Source organism: Aquimarina sp. AWH4_224 (genome assembly GCF_056160245.1).
Window position 1 is genome coordinate 186,031 of record NZ_JBSWWU010000004.1, and the last position, 20,285, is coordinate 206,315.

Below are 20,285 nucleotides of genomic sequence, written 5' to 3' on the forward strand. Positions count from 1 at the left end.
ATATTTTAATTAGTTTCAATTTTTATCGGTAACTGATTTTCAAAAGATTGAATGCTCATCGCATCGTCTACTGAAAATGCTCCAATTTTAGTTCTTCTAAGAACGGTCAAGTGCCCCCCACTATCTAATGCTTTTCCAAAGTCATGAGCTAAGGACCGGATATAGGTACCTTTACTGCATACTACTTTAAAGTCAACTTCAGGTAAAGCAATTCTTGTGATTTCAAATTCGGTAATTGTTATTTTTCTTGGTTCAACTGCTACTTCTTGTCCTTCTCTAGCATATTCATATAACCGCTTTCCGTCCTTTTTAAGGGCAGAAAATACGGGTGGATACTGTTCTATTTCTCCAATAAATTGAGAGGTAGCTGTTTTGATATTTTCTTCTGTGATATGATCAATAGGAAATGTTTGATCGATTTCGGTTTCTAGGTCATAGGATGGTGTAGTGCCTCCCAAAGTAATAGTGCCGGTGTATTCCTTGATTTGCCCCTGAAACTCCTGGATACGCTTGGTAAATTTACCAGTACAGATTACCAAAAGACCAGTAGCCAACGGATCTAAAGTTCCTGCATGCCCAACTTTAATTTTTTTGATACCAAAACTTTTTCGGATATGCCAACGAAGTTTGTTTACAACCTGGAAAGAAGTCCATTGTAATGGTTTGTCGATCAAAAGGATTTGACCTTCTTTATAGTCGAGTTCGGTTAACATTGGGGGCTATTTAATAAAACCAAAGCTGATGGCAACAAGGCCAACAATAATACAATATACGGCAAAATAAGTTAACTTGCTCTTTTTCACCAGGGAAATCATCCATGTACAAGCAAAAAGGCCAGAAATAAAAGCAGCCAAAAAGCCAATTCCCATAGCAGTGCTATTCTCTGAAGAGAAAGTGAGCTCACCCCCCATAATATCCTTTGCTATTTTTCCGAAAATCAATGGGATAACCATCAAGAACGAAAAACGGGCCGCCTTGGTTTTATCATTTCCTAATAACACCGAAGTAGAAATGGTAGCACCACTTCTAGATATACCAGGTAACATTGCAATTGCTTGAGCAACACCAATTACAAATGCGTTGGAGTTGCTTACAGATTTTTGAGTGTCTTTTGCTTTATCGGCCAACCATAATAATATAGCAGTAATGATGAGCATAAAACCGACAAACATAATATTACCTCCAAATAGTTGTTCTAGTTGTTCTTCAAAAAAAAGTCCTACCAAAACGGCTGGAATCATTGAGATGATAATTTTTAAGGCAAATAAGGTTTCTTCATTTTTTTTGAATTGCAACAACCCTTTGATAATCTCTATAATATCTTTTCTAAACACCACGATAGTACTTAGCGCTGTGGCAAAGTGCAAAACAACAGTAAAAAGTAGAGATTCTTCAGGGACGCTGTTATCTCCCAAAATGGCTTTTCCTAATTCTAAGTGACCACTAGAAGAGACTGGTAAAAACTCGGTTAGTCCTTGTATAATACCTAAAATGACCGCATCAAAAATTTCCATAAAGGATTCAGGCTTTTAAATTTGTGGCAAATATAGGTGTACTCCTGTAATAAAATGAGGATTATTCTTTTTTCTTCTTATTTGGATCCAGCAAAATAGCGTATATCTCGATCCCAAAACCAAGCAGTACAATAGTAGGAGCTAGCCTAATTCTTCTGAAGTTGTAAATCTCTGGGTTAAACACATTAGGATCATCACTTCCTCCTCCCGCCATAAGGATAAAACCAAGCGCAATAACAGCAAGACCTATGGCCATTACAACATAATTTTTCTTACCGAAAACAAAACCAGGTTTCGAAGGAGTGTTTTTATTGGACTGTTTTTTCATGCGTATCGTTATTTATCTCGTTATATAGAACTCGGTCACCTATCATCAATTTGGAAATGTGCCCCATATTGCTGTCGCGGGTAAATATAGTCCATCTTTTGATAGGATACAAAGTAACGGTTTTGTTTAGGATTTCTTTTTGAAGTCCTTCGATGGTTAGCCCTGTCTGTAATCCTCTATTGATATAATAGTAGTGTGTATCAGATTGTAAGGTGAGGACAATATCAAAACCTGCACTTTCTTTAACCTCTATCACCATACCACTCACCTTAAGTACGTCATCAGGTTGCACGTTTCTTACTGGTTTAAAGGTTTGTACCATCATCCACATAAATCCAATGAATAAGACAAAAACAATCGAAAACCATATTTTTCCTGCTTTTCTCATAGGCTAAGCAGTTACTTTGTTTTTACGTAATCCGAATACAAGCAAAACGAGTCCGCATAGGATAAAAGGAATACTTAGCCATTGCCCCATATTTAATGCCATTGCATCTTCAAAAGCAACCTGATTCTCTTTATAGAATTCAATAATAAATCGCATAATAAATACCAAAGCGATTACCAGTCCAAACAACACACCTTTGCGATGTTTAAGATTCGTTTTTTGATACAAATACCAAACAATCCCGAAGATAATCAGATATGAAAAAGCCTCATATAACTGGGTTGGGTGTCTGGCAATCAAATCATCTCGTACGAAAATAACTCCGTAATCACCATCGGTGGGTTTTCCATAAATTTCAGAATTCATAAAATTTCCAAAGCGGATAAAAGCTCCGGTTACAGGAGCAACCATTGCAATTCGATCCAAAATCCAGAATAGAGGAGCTTTGTATTTGTAGACATATAAAAACACTGCGATTATCGCTCCAATACTACCTCCATGACTGGCTAGACCCGTAAATCCGGTAAAATGCCAGGTACCATCAACAATTTGGAAAGGCAAAAATATCTCTAGAGGATGTTGAGAGAAATACTCAAAGTCATAAAACAGACAATGCCCAAGACGCATTCCCGCAAAAATCCCAACAAAAAGATAGGTAGAAAGTTTTTCTAGATCCTTTACAGGAACTTTTTCGGTCTGATACACGTATTTAACCAGGGTATAGGATAATATAATCCCGGTCAAAAACAGAAGGCCGTAATATTTTAAAGGAAAAATGCCGAATAATTTTATGATTTCGGGATCAACATTCCATTCTATAGGTCCTATCATGGCTAGTAATATAATTCGTCTGTTCTAAGATTAAGAAAACGCTGAGTGGCAAAGAAAGTACTGATCCAGGTAATAACTACTCCAATTCCAAAAACACCGGCAAACAAAATGACCAGCAGAATTTTGTCTTCCAGAAGGGCTAATTCAGGGAATGTTTTATTTAGGTAATACAACACGACACCTACTCCAATTAGTGCTACAATAGCACCGATCATACCCAGGCGAACGCTTTTCCAAACAAAGGGTTTTCGGATAAATTTTTTGGTCGCTCCTACCATCTGCATGGTTTTTATAATAAAACGCTTGGAGTACACCGATAATCGAATAGAACTGTTGATTAACAACACCGCGATAAAAGTAAAAATAGCACTGACCAGCAATACCCAAAAACTTATTCGCTTGATATTGTCGTTTAATAATGAAATAAGAGGCTTGTCATAAATCACTTCGTCTACAAAATTCTTTTTGGTTATAGATTTTGAAATCTCCTCTATTTTGGCCGGATCCACAAAATCGGCTTTTAGATAGACATCGATAGAGTTTTGCAATGGGTTATACCCAAGAAATTCCATAAAATTTTCTCCAATATCTTTGCTGTGTTCTTCGGCAGCCACATCTTTGGATATAAACTGAGTGGATTTTGTATATTCTGCCAAAGCCAGTGTTTTCTCCAGTTGTTTTATTTCAATTTCTTTGGCGGTATCTTTTAGATAGATGGTTAACGCAATTTTTTCTTTGAAGTGATCGGCTACTTTTTTGGTATTAAGCACCAAAAGACCTAAGAGTCCTAATAAAAATAGCACTAACGATATACTAATAACCACCGAAAAATAGGAAGAGATTAGCCGTCGTTTTTGATATTTTTCGAAAGAAGAACTCATAAAGAAATATTTTGCAGTAAAAATAGTAAACTTAACTAACTTTGATAAGTGAATAACGCATTCTTATTTACGATATTTTTACAAGGACAGAAAAGCGCTTTCCTTTTTTGTATAAAGGAGTAGAAGAAAGCTATTTTTTAGTCAACAAACAGTTTTAATCATACAAAACCATAGATAATGCACACAGTTATTATTGGAGTTGGAGGTGTTGGGGGATATTTTGGAGGAAAGATTTCTAATTCAAATCAAAAAGTAACGCTTGTAGCCAGAGGGCAGCATCTGGAAGCTATACAAAATAATGGACTACAAGTAAAAAGTATACAAGGTGATTTTGTAACTCATCCGTATATGGTAACCGATGATATCACTGAAGTTGAAAAGGCAGATCTTATTTTGATTTGTACCAAATCCTGGCAGGTCATAGAAGCAGCGAAAATGGTAATTCCTTTACTTAAAGAGGGTACTGTAGTAATGCCATTACAAAATGGAGCAGATAATATCGAAAAATTGCTTTCGGTTTTGCCCCCAAAACATGTGGTAGGAGGATTGTGCAAGATCTACAGCAAGATTGAAGATTATGGTGTGATTTCTCATTTTGGACACGATCCCGAGGTTGTTTTTGGGGAGATTGACAAAAACAAAACCGAGAGAATACAAAAGATAAAACAGTTGTTTGATACTGCTGGTTTTCGAAATACCATTTCTGAAGATATTTACGTAGATATCTGGAGTAAGTTTATGTTCATTGCTACGGTAAGTGGATTGGGCGCACTTACTCGCATCACTATAGGAGAAATGTATGAAAATACAGGGACAAAATCCATTTTAGAACAAACAGCTACAGAAATTTTTAAAGTGGGGATGGCCAAAGGTGTACAATTGCCAGATGATTTGGTGTCTCGTATTATGAATTTTATCGGTAAGCAGCCTTATGATTCTACTGCCTCTACCCAACGTGACATTTTAGAAGGTCGCCCTTCAGAATTGGATAATTTTAATGGATTTATTGTAAAAGAAGGAGAGAAACTAGGAATTGCAACACCAGTAAATTCTTTTATTTACAGTTGTTTACAGCCTATGGAAGCTAAAGCAAGAAGTTAGGAGATTTGCAAATAGCGAAGCGTTCAAAATCCTTTTACAAAGAATATGCAGGCAAAAGCTTCGGGATGCAGGAACGGAAATATGGAGTGACGCGAAGTTTTGTTTGTGGTTTTCAATTGGAAATTGAAAAATTCCTTGTAAAAGGTGTCTTTTTCTTTGTTTCATTTCTTTTGGACAAGCAAAAGAAATGAAAGCGTAGTGAAATGATAATTACTTAATAGGATAAATCTGTTTAACTCGCATAAAATCGTAAATTTGCGATCTTAATTTTAGATTGATGAGCTACGATTTTAATTCCCTAGAAGCCAAATGGCAAAAATATTGGGCAGAGAACCAAACGTTCAAAGCAGAGAATAACAGTTCTAAACCAAAATATTATGTTCTGGATATGTTTCCATATCCTTCTGGAGCAGGTTTGCATGTAGGGCATCCTCTGGGATATATCGCTAGCGATATTTATGCCCGTTACAAAAGACATAAAGGGTTTAATGTATTGCATCCGCAAGGGTATGATTCTTTTGGATTACCTGCAGAGCAATATGCCATACAAACAGGTCAGCATCCGGCTATTACCACCAAAGAAAATATCACCAGATATCGCGAGCAATTGGATAAAATTGGATTTTCTTTTGACTGGAGCCGTGAGGTAAGAACTAGTGACCCTTCTTTTTATAAATGGACACAATGGATCTTTATCCAATTGTTTAATTCCTGGTATGATTTTGATAGCGACAAGGCCAGAGCTATTACTGATTTGGAAGCTGTTTTTTCTGAAAAAGGAAATGCGACAGTAAATGCTAGTTGTGATGAAGATGTTACAATTTTTAGTGCAGATCAGTGGAATGCTTTTTCTTCAAAAGAAAAGCAGGAGGTATTATTAAAATATAGACTTACCTATTTGGCAGAGACAGAAGTTAATTGGTGTCCGCAATTAGGAACGGTATTAGCCAATGACGAAATCGTAAATGGCGTTTCAGAACGTGGAGGGTACCCTGTAATTCGTAAAAAAATGACGCAGTGGAGTATGCGAATCTCGGCATATGCACAACGTCTATTGGATGGATTGCAAACCATCGATTGGCCGCAGCCATTAAAAGATTCTCAAACCAATTGGATCGGCAGATCACAAGGAGCAAGTGTAGTTTTTAATGTAAAAGATCACGATGAAGTAATTGAAGTATTTACTACACGTCCTGATACTATTTATGGAGTTAGTTTTATGACTTTGGCTCCAGAACACGAATTGGTGCAAAAAATCACAACTGCTGATCAAAAGCAAGAAGTTGAAGCTTATATAGAAGCCACAGCCAAGCGAAGTGAACGTGAGCGTATGGCGGATGTAAAAACCATTAGCGGAGTATTTACAGGAGCCTATGCAGAGCATCCTTTTACCAAAGAACCTATCCCGGTTTGGATTGGGGATTATGTTTTGGCGGGTTATGGTACCGGAGCAGTTATGGCTGTACCATGTGGAGATCAAAGAGATTATGATTTTGCCAAGCATTTTGATATTACTATCCCTAATATTTTTGATGGAGTTGATATTTCTGAAGAAGCTTTTGCTGACAAAGACACTACAGTAATCGCAAATTCAGATTTCTTAAATGGATTGAGCTATAAGGAAGCCACCAAAAAAGCGATCGAGGAGTTAGAAAAGTTAGGTCAGGGAGAAGGAAAGATCAATTATAGGTTACGTGATGCGGTATTTAGTAGACAGCGTTACTGGGGAGAGCCATTCCCGGTGTATTATGTAGACGGAATGCCTCAAATGATTGCTAAAGAGCATTTACCGATACAATTGCCAGAGGTAGAAAAATATTTGCCAACCGAGACTGGAGAACCTCCGTTAGGAAGAGCAACGGTTTGGGCATGGAACACCGATACCAATGAGGTAGTATCCAATGATCAAATTGATCATAAAACTGTATTTCCTTTAGAATTGAATACCATGCCAGGTTGGGCAGGTAGTTCGTATTATTTTAATAGATATATGGATCCTCGTAACGAGGAAGAGGTTTTTTCCAGGGAAGCAATTACCTATTGGAAAGAAGTGGACCTATATATTGGAGGTAGCGAACACGCTACTGGGCATTTGTTGTATTCTCGTTTTTGGCAAAAATTCTTGTTTGATCGTGGATATGTACCTGTAGATGAGTTTGCCAAAAAGTTGATCAACCAAGGAATGATTTTGGGAACGAGTGCGATAGTGTATCGTGTGAGCGGAACAAATACTTATGTAAGTAAAGGATTAAAGGATCATCATGAGACTGAAGAGCTACGTGTAGATGTGAATTTGATCAATAGTTCTGACGAATTGGATGTTGACGCCTTGAGAAACTGGCAGCCTCAATTTAAGGATGCAGAGTTTTTGTTAGAAGATGATAAATATGTTGTAGGGAGAGAGGTTGAAAAAATGTCCAAGCGATGGTTTAACGTAGTTAATCCAGATGATATATGTAATGATTATGGAGCAGATACCTTACGTTTGTACGAAATGTTTTTGGGACCATTAGAGCAGGCAAAACCTTGGAACACCGCTGGAATTACAGGAGTACATTCTTTCTTGAAAAAATTATGGAAGTTATACCATAACGGAGATACTTTTGAGGTTACGGATGCCGAGCCCACCAAGGATAATTTGAAAACATTGCATAAAACGATCAAAAAGGTTGAAGAGGATATAGAAAACTTCTCATTCAATACCTCGGTAAGTACATTTATGATTGCTGTTAATGAATTAACTGCTCAGAAATGTAATAGTAAACAGATTTTAGAATCGTTGTTGGTATTGATTTCACCATATGCGCCTCACGTCGCAGAAGAATTATGGAGTCGATTAGGGCATGAAAATTCGATTTCAACGGCTTCTTTTCCAAAATTTGATGCTTCACACTTGGTTGAAAGCGCAAAGGTATATCCAATTTCTTTTAATGGGAAAAAACGATTCGAATTAGAGTTGCCATTAGATATGAGTAAAGAGGATATAGAAGCTGCAGTAATGGCTCACGAAAAAACACAACAGCAACTTGCCGGAAGAGCACCTAAAAAGGTAATAGTCGTTCCAGGTAAGATTGTAAATGTAGTGGGATGATAAAATTCACTAGATGAAATTAAAAAAAAGACCGCTTTATTTCTATAAAGCGGTCTTTTTTTTAAATATATCCAATTAGTAGGTTACTCTTCCTGGTTTTTTACGTACTACTCTGTCATTTCCCTGTTTAAATTCAACAATTTCATCTTCCTTTGGTGGAGTGGTAGCAGTTCCTCCAAATACCATTGTCAAAGCACTTTTGTTCAATTCTTTTGCACCCCATTTTTTTAACGAATTGTTATTTCTGTGTTTCATTGGTTTTCTGTTTTAGAAAAAAATTATATTTGATTAAGATATTGCTTTTTTGCTTGGGAAGCAACAATTTTTCAATGGTTTAGGGAAATGGAGTATATGTTGACTGTTTATTTTACGCATCTGTTATTGCTAGGGTTTGATTTTGTAGAGCTGTTAGGGTTGATTGCGGCCATCTTAACCACTGCGGCATTTTTACCACAGGTGTATAAAACCTGGAAAACAAAATCTACCGATAGTTTATCACTATCGATGTTGCTTATTTTTGTTTCGGGTGTGCTCAGCTGGTTGGTTTATGGTTTTTTGATAAATAGTTTTCCTATCATCCTGGCTAATTTTGTTACTGCAATTTCCGGAATACTTCTTCTTTATTTTAAAATCCGATATAAAAATTAATAAAAATTAGAAGGTTTGCTGATTTTTAACAATTTAAATTAAAACCTGTCAAAATTATCAATAAAATATTTTTGAAGGGGTATTTATTGTTTTATTTCATAAAAACAGCTATTTTCGACCAAAAAATAAGAATATGATAATTGGTGTTCCTAAGGAAATCAAGAATAATGAAAACAGAGTAGGTGTAACGCCTGCTGGAACCATGGAATTGGTTAGACATGGTCATACTGTTTATATTCAAAAGGATGCTGGTCTTCAGAGTGGATTTAGTGATGAAGAGTACATAGGTGCAGGAGGAAAAATTTTACCTACTATTGAGGATGTTTATCAAACAGCTGAAATGATCATCAAGGTAAAAGAGCCTATTGAGCCAGAATATAAGTTGATCAAGAAAGATCAATTGTTATTTACCTATTTTCATTTTGCTTCTAGCGAGGTGTTGACCAAAGCAATGATCGATAGTGGATCAGTTTGTGTTTCTTATGAAACTGTTGAAGATCCTGATCGTAGTTTACCGTTATTAACTCCTATGAGCGAGGTTGCCGGAAGAATGTCTATTCAGCAAGGAGCTAAATATTTAGAAAAACCTTTAAAAGGAAGAGGTATCCTATTAGGAGGGGTACCTGGTGTAGCACCGGCCAAAGTATTGATTCTTGGTGGTGGTGTAGTAGGAACTCAAGCTGCAAAAATGGCTGCGGGTATGGGAGCAGATGTAACCATTCTTGATATCAGTCCAAAACGATTGAAATATCTGGATGATGTGATGCCAGCCAATATTAATACAGAATATTCAAACGAGTATACCATCCGTAAGCATATCAAGACATCAGATTTGATCGTAGGAGGAGTATTGATTCCTGGTGCCAAAGCACCAAAATTAATCACTCGTGATATGTTGAAAGAAATGCGTCCGGGAACTGTCTTGGTAGATGTTGCTGTGGATCAAGGAGGATGTTTTGAGACGACCAAGCCTACAACGCATCAGGACCCAGTATATATTATTGATGATGTGGTGCATTATTCTGTGGCAAATATGCCAGGAGCAGTGCCATATACCTCTACTTTGGCACTTACGAATGTCACTTTGCCATATGCTGTTCAATTAGCAAATAAAGGTTGGAAGAAGGCATGTGCAGAGAATGAGCCACTTAAAAAAGGATTAAATGTTATTAATGGAGATGTAGTGTATCCCGCTATTTCAGAGGCGTTTGAGCTTCCATTACACGACGTGAATGATTATATAAGTTAAACTCGACTTATTGGCTAACTCAAGTTTATTTAACCTTAGACCTCGTCATTTTGGCGAGGTTTTTGCTTTTTTTATTGTACATTTAATACAATAAAAAGTAAAAGTTATGATGGGATATTATGTCATTGCAGGAATCATCTTTTTGGTGAGTTCTTTTGTAAGCAATAGACTCAAAAGCAAGTTTAAAGAATATTCTAAAATTCATCTTCGTAACGGAATGAGCGGTGCAGAAATCGCAACCAAAATGTTACAGGATAATGGTATTAACGATGTACAGGTAATTTCTACACCAGGAATGCTTACCGATCACTATAACCCTCTAAAAAAGACTGTTAATCTAAGTGAAGGAGTGTATCATCAGCGTAATGCCGCGGCAGCAGCAGTTGCAGCACACGAGGTAGGACATGCAGTACAGCACGCTACAGCTTATAGTTGGTTGACTATGCGATCTAAGATTGTTCCGGCTGTGGGTATGGCAAGTAAATTGTCGAATATCGTTATTATGGCTGGTTTAGTGCTTTCGGCTTCAGGAATGTTGCTAGGGAATACTATATTTCTAGTAGGGATACTGCTATTTGCGGTAACTACCCTATTTGCATTTATCACCCTTCCCGTAGAATATGATGCCAGTAATAGGGCTTTGGCTTGGTTAGAGAATAATAGAATGCTTACCTCAGAAGAACATGCTGGCGCAAAAGATGCATTAAAGTGGGCTGCCAGAACCTATGTAGTAGCCGCACTTGGTTCTTTAGCAACCTTGCTATATTTTATATCTATATTTATGGGTAGAAGAGATTAAAAATACTTTATCCGAATATGAAAAAGCCTCTTGTTTGATATGCAAGAGGTTTTTTTAGATATTAATTTGTCTATCAATTTGTTGGTCGAGAGAAATGAAAGTTTCTGTACGCGAAACACCTTCAATAGCTTGTATATTTTTATTCAAAACATTCATCAAGTGCTCATTATCTTTGCATAGTATTTTGATGAATATCGACCAGTTTCCTGTTGTGTAATGGCACTCGATAACTTCTGGGATTTCTTTCAGTTCCTTTACGGCTTTGGGATTGCTTACGGCTTTGTCCAAAAACACACCCACAAACGCCATGGTTTTATATCCTAAGATTTTTGGATCTATAATGAATTTAGAACCCGCAATAAGGCCTGAAGCTTCAATTTTACGTAGCCTTTGATGGATTGCTGCCCCAGAGATACCTACTTTTCGTGCTATTTCAAGGATAGGTCTGCGGGCATCTTCCATAAGATTACGCAAAATTTCTTTGTCAATACCATCAATTTTTAAAGTAGTATTTTGGTTTTTCATAGAATTGAGATTTCAATTTTTAATCAAAAATACAATTCTATAGTAGAAAAGAAAGTTAAAAACTTACAAATGAAGAAATTTGTAAGTTGTGATTAAGAGTATTATCCTTTTACTCCATCCGGATTATAACCTAAATAGTCCCGTTCTTTTTCTTTAAAAATGATATCATAATCTTCTAGTTCCTGAAGAATAGGATCGTATACCTCTTTATGGATAGGAATTTGTACTCCTGTTAGTGAAACTTCATTATTTAAGATCTTTAAAGCGACCATTGCTACGGGTAGACCAACGGTCCTGGCCATTGCTGTGTAGGTCTGATTTTCTCCAAGGCAAACCATGGTGGCATCTATTTGTTGTCTTTTTCCGTCAAGTTCGTAACCAAATTTATGATACATTACAATCATATCTTTGTCTTCGGGATCCAAGCTCCACTTTTCGGTAAGTATTTTTTGAAGAATTTGAGCAGGAGTAGCATTGGCAATTCCGACTTTCTTATTTGGGTTAAAGAGATCAAGCTCTTGCAATTTTTCCCACATGATATCGTCTTGATCTATCTTTAGATAATGGCGTAGTTTTAGCTCCGCAGAATCTGTGGGAGAATAGGCTAAGAAAGAGTTGATAAAATCGCGATAACTCATGTTTTCAGAATTTTCGATAGTATAGTCATCTGCCGTCATTCCTAATTGAACAAAAGTATTCCACGCTCTGGAGAATCCAACGCGTCTGATCGTTCCTCGATACAACGTAAGTATATCATCAAGACCATAAATGCTTTGATACTTCAGAGAATTTCGATTGGCATAAGCTTCAAATTTGCCATATCCTTCTACTTCCAAAAACTCAGTTCGTCGAAACAGTTTATGATAAGGGATGTATTTGTAAGCGCCTTCTTGTAAGAACTTCGCTGCTCCACCTTGTCCAGCTACGACGACATTACGAGGGTTCCAGGTAAACTTATAGTTCCATAGATTAGAATCACTTTCAGGAGCTACCAAACCACCGGTAAAGGATTCAAAAAGAATCAGTTTTCCTCCCTTGTTTCTAATGCGATCGATCACTTGCATGGCGCTCATATGATCAATACCCGGGTCAACACCTATTTCATTCATAAATAAGAGCCCCTTGCGTTTCACATCATCTTGTAATTCTTGCATTTCAGGACTTACATACGAGGCAGTGACCATGTTTTTGCCAAATTTCAGACAATCTTTGGCTACTTCAATATGAAATCGTGCGGGCAACATAGAAATAACAATATCTGCTTCTGAAATCGCTTTTTGTCTTGAATCTTCATCAAAAACATCTAACACAATGGCTTTGGTATTGGGGTGATCACCAGCCAGCTTTTCTGCATTTTGCAACGAAATATCTCCTATAGTGATACATAGGTTTTCACTCGTGGATTTATCCTGAAAATACTTGATTAACACCGCAGTAGATTTTCCCGCGCCAATAACTAAGATGTTACGCATAGCCGATTATTTTGATAACTTTAATACGAATGTAGTAAATACCTAAAAAAATAAGAATGCTATCCTATTACATTCGTTATGTTTCTGGTAAATTTGTGTTTAAAATTTCTTTTTTATCTCAATCAATAGTCAAATTGAATCGAAACTACAATGAACAAAACAATTTTGATTACCGGCGCTTCTCTTGCTTTAACCGCAGTACTTTTTGGTGCTTTTGGGGCACATGGTTTAGAAAAACTAGTAGATGCCAAGAACATTGCTTCATTTAATACAGGAGTGCGATATCAAATGTATCACGCTATAGTTTGTATTATTTTAGGGAATATGAATGTTTTGGAATCTTCTTCCAAAAAACGAATCTTTTATCTTTTTGTGGCTGGAATTGCTCTTTTTTCAGGATCAATATACCTTTTGGTATTGGATGAAGTGTTAGGGATTTCTTTGTCAAGTATTGGTTTTATTACACCTTTGGGAGGTTTTTTGTTAATTTTTGGATGGATTTTCTTTATTATATCTCTTGTTAAGATTAAGTCAAATTTTTGAAGGTTAGTGTAATTATTATTTATAATTTTGCATGTACATAACATACACAACATATTTTTATGGGAACACTGTATCCAACTACGAAAACGTTTTCGTTAAAGAATTACGGTATTGAAGATGCTACTATGCACTACCAATTGTCTGCTGAAGAATTAGAACAAGAGGTAGTAAAAAAGGGCCAGGGAGAAATCACTAAATCGGGAGCATTAGCGATCAAAACAGGAGAGTTTACAGGACGATCTCCTATGGACCGTTTTATTGTGAAAGATGATATCACCAAAGACAAGATTTGGTGGGGTGATATTAATATTCCTTTTGAGCCAGAAGCATTTGATAAACTTTATGACAAGGTAACTAAGTATTTGTCTGGAAAGGAAATTTATGTAAGAGATAGTTACGCTTGTGCTGATCCGGAATATAGATTAAATATTCGAGTGATCAACGAATATCCGTGGTCGAACATGTTTGCTTATAATATGTTTTTGAGGCCTACTGCAGAGGAGTTAAAAGATTTTGACCCTGAGTGGACAGTAATCAATGCGCCTGGTTTTATGGCGGATGCTGGTGTTGATGGAACTAGACAGCATAACTTTGCGATTTTAAATTTTGGAAGAAAAATTGCACTTATTGGAGGAACAGGATATACTGGCGAGATCAAAAAAGGTATTTTCTCTGCCTTAAACTTTATTCTTCCTGTAGAACGTGATGTATTACCAATGCACTGTTCTGCAAATATTGGTAACGAAGGAGATACTGCAATCTTCTTTGGGCTTTCGGGAACAGGTAAAACTACACTTTCTACAGATCCTAACCGCAAGTTGATTGGTGATGATGAGCACGGATGGACGAATGAGAACACCATATTCAATTTTGAAGGAGGTTGCTATGCAAAAGTAATTGATCTATCTTCAGAGAAAGAGCCAGAGATCTATGGAGCAATCAAAAAAGGAGCTATTCTTGAAAATGTAATCATAGATGACAATGGCGAGGTTGATTTTGCTGATACTTCTATTACGCAGAATACCAGAGTAAGTTACCCTATTCATCATATTGAAAATATTCAGGTGCCTTCTATCGGGAAGGATACCAAAAATATATTTTTCCTTACGGCAGATGCTTTTGGAGTATTGCCTCCGATTTCAAAGTTAACACCTAGTCAAGCGGCATATCACTTCATATCAGGATATACGGCAAAGGTGGCAGGTACAGAAGCAGGAGTTGTAGAGCCACAGCCTTCTTTTTCTGCATGTTTTGGAGCTCCGTTTATGCCTTTGCATCCTACAAAGTACGCAGAGATGCTGATAGAGAAGATGCAGGAAACCGGAGTTAATGTATGGTTGGTGAACACAGGATGGACTGGTGGACCTTATGGAGTAGGAACACGTATTAAGTTGAAATATACACGTGCAATGATTCAAGCGGTATTGAATGGTGATTTAGGACTGTATTCTTATGATGATTATCATATTCACTCGGTATTTGGAGTGGCGCAGCCTAGAACTTGCCCAGGAATTCCTGATACCGTTTTAAGCCCTAGAGCAACATGGAATGATGATGAGGCGTACTATACCACAGCATTTAAATTAACGAATGCGTTCAGAGAGAATTTCAAAAAGTTTGAATCTTATGCTAATGAGGAGATCCGAAGAGGAGGGCCTCAGCGATATGGATTCTAAGAACTATAGATAATGTATTAAAAAAGGGTTTGAATAATTTCAAACCCTTTTTTGTTTTAGTTAGTTGTTGGATAACCTGGTTTTTTCCGGTTATCTATTTTTTGTTTACTTCTTTAATGTATTTCTGAAGCGCCATAGTCATAGAAGGAGTTTCAGGAGTTGGAGCCTGAATGTTTACCACCAATCCATGCTCTTCTGCAGCTTTTACGGTAGAGTTTCCGAATACAGCAATGCGAGTGTTGTTTTGTTTGAAATCAGGAAAGTTTTCGAACAAAGATTTTATACCAGATGGACTAAAAAATACAAGAACATCATAAAATACATCTCTTAGGTCCGAAAGGTCGCTTACCACAGTTCTGTAAAAAATCCCTTGCTTCCAATCTACTTTCAATGTGTCTAAAGTATTAGGAATCTCTGGTTTTAATTTATCTGAAGACGGTAATAGGAATTTTTCGTTTTTGTACTTCTTGATCAATGGAGATAATTCCTGGAAAGTACGCTTACCTACATATATCTTTCTTTTTCTGTATACTACATATTTCTGCAAGTAATATGCTACCGCCTCACTTTGGCAGAAGTATTTCATAGTATCGGGTACTTTGTAACGCATTTCTTCAGCAATTCTGAAAAAATGGTCTACAGAGTTCCGGCTTGTAAGAATAATAGCAGAGTATTGTGATAAATCCACTTTCTGCAGCCTTACTTCCTTTGCATCTACTCCTTCTACATGAATAAAAGGAATAAAGTCGATTTTTACTTTTTCCCTTTCTTCTAAGTCAAAATAAGGTGAATTTTCTACTTTAGGCTCTGGTTGTGAGACCAAAATTGTTTTCACTTTCATATATTATTCTTTTCTAACGTTCCTAAATCCTATTTAACTTACCAGCTTGTATAGTATAAAATAAGGTGCGATTTCAAGTGCGCAAAGATACAAAATAAAATAAAACAAGTGGTTTAAAATGATATTTTCATTTTTCTTGTAAAAAGAAATCATCACGATCATATTCAAAATAACCAAAAGGATAAATATGATTAAGAAGGCAATTTGGGAGGCTTGAAATGTATATATAAATACAATATTTATGGGGAGTAATATCAACCCCATAAAATTACGGTAAGAAACTTTATAAAATAGATATTCGTCGATCACGGTGTCGATAGAAAAAATGGTGGCTACTATTTTCTCTATCAATAATTTAAAAATCACAATAAAGGTGTATACAATAGCAATTTTAAAAAATAAATTAAGCTCAAAAGATTGTACTTCCCATTGGAATACCTCTACCCCAAGATATAAAAACAGGGATGCTGAAACGATTTGCATGAGTAACAAAAGGCTATTAAAAACAGTAGAAAGACGATTTGCTTTTTGACTCGATAGAATGTATTTATTGGTGCTAAAAAGCATAATAAACTCATTAAATCGTAGAGCATTGAGACGCTTTGCTGCAACCAACAGGGAAAGGCATGCCAAAATCAAAATGGTAAGCCAATTGGTGGATAGTATTTCTCTAGTGACGAATTCCATAATATATGCAGGGCTAAAATTACAATCAATTAACTTATAAAAACAAAAAAATATCTAGTAATTATTTGCCTATATTTGCGTGAAAAATAGCCTAGATGGTAGATGCTGTAGTCATAATCCCTACCTATAACGAGATTGAAAATGTAGAACGTATCGTCAAAAATGTGTTTTCTCTGCAAAGAGGTTTTCATATTTTGATTGTAGACGATAATTCTCCTGATGGAACGGCCGCCGAAGTGAAAAAAATGCAATCCGAGTTTCCAGAACGTTTGTTTTTGGTAGAACGAGAGGGGAAATTGGGTTTAGGCACTGCTTACATAACTGGTTTCAAATGGGCCTTAGAACGATCTTACGAATTCATTTTTGAAATGGATGCAGATTTTTCACATAATCCCAACGATTTGATTCGATTATATAATGCGTGTGCTAAAGGTAGTTCACATGTTGCTATAGGTTCCAGATATGTTACAGGTGTCAATGTGGTAAACTGGCCAATGAGCAGAGTTTTGCTGTCGTGGTTTGCCTCTAGATACGTACGTTTTATAACTGGAATGGATATTCATGACACAACTGCGGGATTTATCTGTTATAAAAGAGAGGTATTGCAACGCATTAATCTCGACAAAATTAAGTTTATGGGGTATGCTTTTCAGATCGAAATGAAATTCAAAGCCTATTTGCTGAAATTTAAAATAAAAGAGGTTCCAGTAATTTTTACTGATAGAACCAGAGGAAATTCCAAAATGAGTAAAGGAATTATTTCTGAAGCTGTATTTGGGGTAATAACAATGAAATTGAAAAGCTTATTTAAAAGTTACGAAATATGATTATGGATAGTGTGCTTATCAAGAATGCCAATATCGTAAATGAAGGAAAAATTACTAATGGGGATGTATATATAGAAAAAGGGGTGTTTAAAGAAATTGCACCTCAGATTAGTGCAAAATCTCCAGATGTACATATTTTTGATGCCGAAGGAAAGTATTTGATCCCAGGAGTAATTGATGATCAGGTTCATTTTAGAGAACCGGGACTTACGCACAAAGCAACGATCGAAACAGAATCGAGAGCTGCAGTTGCTGGAGGTATTACTTCGTTTATAGAGCAACCGAATACGGTCCCTCAAGCAACAACTATAGAACGCTTGGAGGAAAAATATACCATAGCTTCCAAAACCAGTTATGCGAATTATTCGTTTATGTTTGGAGGTACCAACGATAACCTCGAAGAGATTTTAAAAGTAAATCCAAAAAACGTCGCAGGTCTGAAACTGTTTTTAGGTTCTTCTACAGGAAATATGTTGGTCGATAATCCCGAAGTATTAGAGAAGATATTTTCTTCTACGGATTTATTAATCGCTGTACACTGTGAGGATGAACAGACAATAAGAGATAATACTGCCACTTACAAGGAAAAATATGGGGATGATATTCCTATCGAATTTCACCCTAAGATAAGAAGTGAAGAAGCATGTTACTTGTCTTCTTCTAGAGCGATCGAATTGGCAAAGAAAACAGGAGCTCGACTTCATGTATTCCATTTATCAACTGCCAAAGAAATGGAGTTGTTTACTAACAAAATACCATTGGAGGAGAAAAAAATTACTGCAGAGGTATGTATTCATCACTTATGGTTTTCTGAAGAGGATTATAAAGAAAAAGGCGCGTTGATCAAATGGAATCCTGCAGTAAAAACAGCCGAAGATCGAGATGCTTTGTTCGAAGCTTTATTGAATGATACTATTGATGTGATTGCAACCGATCACGCACCACATACCAAGGAAGAAAAGGATAATGTGTATACCAAGGCACCTTCGGGAGGGCCATTAGTACAACATGCACTACCAGCGATGCTGGAATTCTATCATCAGGGAAAAATCAGCCTAGAGAAGATTGTAGAAAAAATGTGTCATAGTCCTGCGAGATTGTTTCAGGTAGAAAAACGTGGGTATATCAAAGAAGGATACTTTGCTGATGCCGTTTTGGTGGATCTTAATGCGCCATGGACGGTAAATAAGGAAAATGTAGCGTACAAATGTGGTTGGTCTCCTTTTGAGGGAACCACCTTTAAATCAAGAATTACACATACCTTTATCAATGGAAGCTTAGTCTATAAGAACTTTAAATGGTATGATGTAAAGAATGGAAAGCGATTAACGTTTACAAGATAATGAAGAAGTTAATACTAATATTTATCTTATGCATACTCTCTTGCCAGAGTATTGATACTCCCGAAGAACCGGAAACCGTTTTGGAGGAGGAGCTTATGATCAATATCCTTACCGACATTGCTTTTATACGAGCTGCAAAAACTTCTAGTAGAAAGGTATTTGATGAAAAAGGGATCAACCCTGAATCTTATATTTTAAGAAAGTATGGAGTGGATAGTATTGTCTTTGCCGAAAATAATGCATGGTATGGAGGGCAATTAGAACGCTATAAGGAAATGTTTACCATAGTAAAAAGCAATATAGAGGTTTCTAAAATAAAGTATGAAAAACTGAAAAAAGAGGAAGACTCGATCAAAAAGGTGCAAGATTCCATCAAAAAAGCCAAGGGTGATAAGAAAGATGATAAAAAGGATAAAAAGAATAAAAAAAATAAAAAGAAAGAGTTAGAGATTGATGACGCTAAAAACCGAGCGATCGAAGAAGAAATGGAAAAAGCTCGAGTAAAGCGATTCAATAACCTTTCAGGAAAAGAGTAGCAGCTTCTTCAATAGATTTTTGTACGGGTTCGAATTTATAATCTAAAGTCTTCTTGATTTTGTCATTTTTGTAAAGGGAGGTGGATAGTGCACTTCGTATTGAAGACTTAAAAATGGACCGCTTTGTTCTAAATAAAAAATGACTTATTCGTTGTAATTGATAGGCAAAATTTAACAAGAAAGGCGTGGCTAATTTTGTAGGTGCAGGTTTTTGTAAAGCCAAAGCAATTTTTGAGAATGCTTCCTGATAGCTTAAGTGCTCTCCTACTAGTACATAACGTTCATTTTTATGATCTTCTTCCATCAATCTATACATGCAAGTAATCACGTCATTTACGCTTACATAACCTGATGTTCCTGAAGTGTAATATTTCATGCCTGCATGAATTCTTTTAAATAAAAATCCACTGCCTCCATCATAAAACCCTGGGCCTAGAATGATCCCGGGATTTACAATTACAGCATCCAAACCTTCTTGAACACCTCTCCAAACTTCCATTTCAGCTCCGTACTTGGTAATTGCATATACGGAATTTAAAGCTTCCGGATTCCATTCAGAAGTCTCGTCGGCAGGACTGCCTGAGGTGTTTTCTCCAAGAGCAGCAATAGAACTTACATGACATACTTTGTTAACGCCATGTGCTAAGCTAAGATTGATGATGTTTGCAGTACCATCAATATTAACCTTGCGTAGTTTTTTGAAATGGGAAGGGTTAAAACTAATTTTTGCAGCGCAATGATAGACTTTGGTGATACCAACAAAAGCCTCGGATAGCTCAGGGATATTGTTAATGTCTGTTTGTACCCATTCGATAGCTTCAAATGCAGCCTCTTGATTGGGCAAATAGTGTAAAAAGATTTTTCTCGAATATTCCTTTTTACGATCAGAGCGGTACAGGGCGCGTACAGGTAACTTCTCCTCTACAAGTTGAACTAATAAGTGTGTGCCTACCAGGCCTGTTGCTCCTGTTACTAAAACCATAGTGTGTGTTCTGCAATGCTAAA

Annotated in this window: 22 protein-coding genes; 10 read left to right on the forward strand and 12 right to left on the reverse strand. The window is 36.5% G+C overall.

What is annotated here, in order from left to right; all coding sequences use genetic code 11:
• Positions 1-5: 5 nt before the first annotated feature.
• The 6 genes from truB to ACXAGJ_RS09765 form a co-directional block, all read right to left on the reverse strand.
• Positions 6-713, reverse strand: coding sequence for a tRNA pseudouridine(55) synthase TruB (truB, locus tag ACXAGJ_RS09740; protein WP_474839316.1), 708 nt, complete (start codon positions 711-713; stop codon positions 6-8).
• A 6-nt stretch (positions 714-719) separates the two neighbouring features.
• Positions 720-1,514, reverse strand: coding sequence for an undecaprenyl-diphosphate phosphatase (locus ACXAGJ_RS09745; protein WP_474839318.1), 795 nt, complete (start codon positions 1,512-1,514; stop codon positions 720-722).
• A 61-nt stretch (positions 1,515-1,575) separates the two neighbouring features.
• Positions 1,576-1,842 carry a DUF3098 domain-containing protein gene (locus ACXAGJ_RS09750; protein WP_474839320.1) on the reverse strand — a complete coding sequence of 89 codons (267 nt, stop codon included), beginning with the start codon at positions 1,840-1,842 and terminating at the stop codon, positions 1,576-1,578.
• On the reverse strand, positions 1,823-2,230 hold the full coding sequence (locus ACXAGJ_RS09755; RefSeq protein WP_474839322.1) for a hypothetical protein: 408 nt from the start codon (positions 2,228-2,230) through the stop codon (positions 1,823-1,825). Before ACXAGJ_RS09755 ends, ACXAGJ_RS09750 begins: the two co-directional genes overlap by 20 nt.
• A 3-nt stretch (positions 2,231-2,233) precedes the next feature.
• Positions 2,234-3,061, reverse strand: a complete 828-nt coding sequence (gene lgt / locus ACXAGJ_RS09760) for a prolipoprotein diacylglyceryl transferase (protein WP_474839324.1) — start codon at positions 3,059-3,061, stop codon at positions 2,234-2,236.
• A gap of 2 nt (positions 3,062-3,063) precedes the next feature.
• Positions 3,064-3,942, reverse strand: coding sequence for a cell division protein FtsX (locus tag ACXAGJ_RS09765; RefSeq protein ID WP_474839326.1), 879 nt, complete (start codon positions 3,940-3,942; stop codon positions 3,064-3,066).
• 177 nt (positions 3,943-4,119) lie between these two features.
• On the opposite strand from ACXAGJ_RS09765, the gene ACXAGJ_RS09770 reads away from it, so the two are divergent.
• Positions 4,120-5,043: a 2-dehydropantoate 2-reductase gene (locus ACXAGJ_RS09770; protein ID WP_474839328.1), complete on the forward strand. Its 924-nt coding sequence runs from the start codon at positions 4,120-4,122 to the stop codon at positions 5,041-5,043.
• A 277-nt stretch (positions 5,044-5,320) separates the two neighbouring features.
• Complete coding sequence (gene leuS, locus ACXAGJ_RS09775; RefSeq protein ID WP_474839330.1) at positions 5,321-8,134, forward strand: leucine--tRNA ligase; 2,814 nt, start codon at positions 5,321-5,323, stop codon at positions 8,132-8,134.
• Between the two features lie 75 nt (positions 8,135-8,209).
• Here leuS and ACXAGJ_RS09780 read toward each other — a convergent pair whose 3' ends face one another.
• Positions 8,210-8,389: a hypothetical protein gene (locus tag ACXAGJ_RS09780; RefSeq protein WP_474839332.1), complete on the reverse strand. Its 180-nt coding sequence runs from the start codon at positions 8,387-8,389 to the stop codon at positions 8,210-8,212.
• 87 nt (positions 8,390-8,476) lie between these two features.
• On the opposite strand from ACXAGJ_RS09780, the gene ACXAGJ_RS09785 reads away from it, so the two are divergent.
• From ACXAGJ_RS09785 to ACXAGJ_RS09795, 3 genes are all read left to right on the forward strand, one after another.
• Complete coding sequence (locus ACXAGJ_RS09785; RefSeq protein WP_474839334.1) at positions 8,477-8,782, forward strand: SemiSWEET family sugar transporter; 306 nt, start codon at positions 8,477-8,479, stop codon at positions 8,780-8,782.
• Positions 8,783-8,915: 133 nt separating this feature from the next.
• Positions 8,916-10,031: an alanine dehydrogenase gene (gene ald, locus ACXAGJ_RS09790; RefSeq protein ID WP_474839336.1), complete on the forward strand. Its 1,116-nt coding sequence runs from the start codon at positions 8,916-8,918 to the stop codon at positions 10,029-10,031.
• A gap of 106 nt (positions 10,032-10,137) precedes the next feature.
• Complete coding sequence (locus tag ACXAGJ_RS09795; protein WP_073318356.1) at positions 10,138-10,830, forward strand: zinc metallopeptidase; 693 nt, start codon at positions 10,138-10,140, stop codon at positions 10,828-10,830.
• Between the two features lie 54 nt (positions 10,831-10,884).
• Here ACXAGJ_RS09795 and ACXAGJ_RS09800 read toward each other — a convergent pair whose 3' ends face one another.
• Together ACXAGJ_RS09800 and ACXAGJ_RS09805 are read right to left on the reverse strand one after the other, a co-directional pair.
• The gene (locus ACXAGJ_RS09800; RefSeq protein ID WP_073318353.1) at positions 10,885-11,355 is read right to left on the reverse strand and encodes an Lrp/AsnC ligand binding domain-containing protein; all 471 of its coding nucleotides are present in this window, start codon (positions 11,353-11,355) and stop codon (positions 10,885-10,887) included.
• Between the two features lie 101 nt (positions 11,356-11,456).
• Positions 11,457-12,827 (reverse strand): saccharopine dehydrogenase family protein, encoded by a 1,371-nt coding sequence (locus ACXAGJ_RS09805; RefSeq protein ID WP_474839339.1) that lies wholly within the window; start codon positions 12,825-12,827, stop codon positions 11,457-11,459.
• Positions 12,828-12,977: 150 nt separating this feature from the next.
• Here ACXAGJ_RS09805 and ACXAGJ_RS09810 point away from each other — a divergent pair, with 150 nt between their 5' ends.
• Together ACXAGJ_RS09810 and pckA are read left to right on the forward strand one after the other, a co-directional pair.
• Complete coding sequence (locus ACXAGJ_RS09810; protein ID WP_473283472.1) at positions 12,978-13,370, forward strand: DUF423 domain-containing protein; 393 nt, start codon at positions 12,978-12,980, stop codon at positions 13,368-13,370.
• A gap of 59 nt (positions 13,371-13,429) precedes the next feature.
• Positions 13,430-15,046 (forward strand): phosphoenolpyruvate carboxykinase (ATP), encoded by a 1,617-nt coding sequence (gene pckA / locus ACXAGJ_RS09815; RefSeq protein ID WP_473283470.1) that lies wholly within the window; start codon positions 13,430-13,432, stop codon positions 15,044-15,046.
• A 94-nt stretch (positions 15,047-15,140) separates the two neighbouring features.
• Here pckA and ACXAGJ_RS09820 read toward each other — a convergent pair whose 3' ends face one another.
• Complete coding sequence (locus ACXAGJ_RS09820) at positions 15,141-15,887, reverse strand: uroporphyrinogen-III synthase (RefSeq protein ID WP_473283469.1); 747 nt, start codon at positions 15,885-15,887, stop codon at positions 15,141-15,143.
• A 33-nt stretch (positions 15,888-15,920) separates the two neighbouring features.
• The gene (locus tag ACXAGJ_RS09825) at positions 15,921-16,574 is read right to left on the reverse strand and encodes a DUF4271 domain-containing protein (protein WP_474839342.1); all 654 of its coding nucleotides are present in this window, start codon (positions 16,572-16,574) and stop codon (positions 15,921-15,923) included.
• 95 nt (positions 16,575-16,669) lie between these two features.
• Between ACXAGJ_RS09825 and ACXAGJ_RS09830 the strand changes: the two genes are divergently transcribed.
• From ACXAGJ_RS09830 to ACXAGJ_RS09840, 3 genes are read left to right on the forward strand one after another with little or no spacing between them, the layout of a single operon-like run.
• Positions 16,670-17,401 (forward strand): polyprenol monophosphomannose synthase, encoded by a 732-nt coding sequence (locus ACXAGJ_RS09830; RefSeq protein ID WP_474839346.1) that lies wholly within the window; start codon positions 16,670-16,672, stop codon positions 17,399-17,401.
• Positions 17,402-17,403: 2 nt separating this feature from the next.
• Positions 17,404-18,744: a dihydroorotase gene (locus ACXAGJ_RS09835; protein WP_474839782.1), complete on the forward strand. Its 1,341-nt coding sequence runs from the start codon at positions 17,404-17,406 to the stop codon at positions 18,742-18,744.
• The gene (locus ACXAGJ_RS09840) at positions 18,744-19,280 is read left to right on the forward strand and encodes a DUF4296 domain-containing protein (RefSeq protein WP_474839348.1); all 537 of its coding nucleotides are present in this window, start codon (positions 18,744-18,746) and stop codon (positions 19,278-19,280) included. Before ACXAGJ_RS09835 ends, ACXAGJ_RS09840 begins: the two co-directional genes overlap by 1 nt.
• On the opposite strand, the gene ACXAGJ_RS09845 is transcribed toward ACXAGJ_RS09840, so the two are convergent.
• Positions 19,255-20,262 (reverse strand): NAD-dependent epimerase/dehydratase family protein, encoded by a 1,008-nt coding sequence (locus ACXAGJ_RS09845; RefSeq protein ID WP_474839350.1) that lies wholly within the window; start codon positions 20,260-20,262, stop codon positions 19,255-19,257. The two genes, ACXAGJ_RS09840 and ACXAGJ_RS09845, sit on opposite strands and share 26 nt — an antisense overlap.
• Positions 20,263-20,285 lie beyond the last annotated feature (23 nt).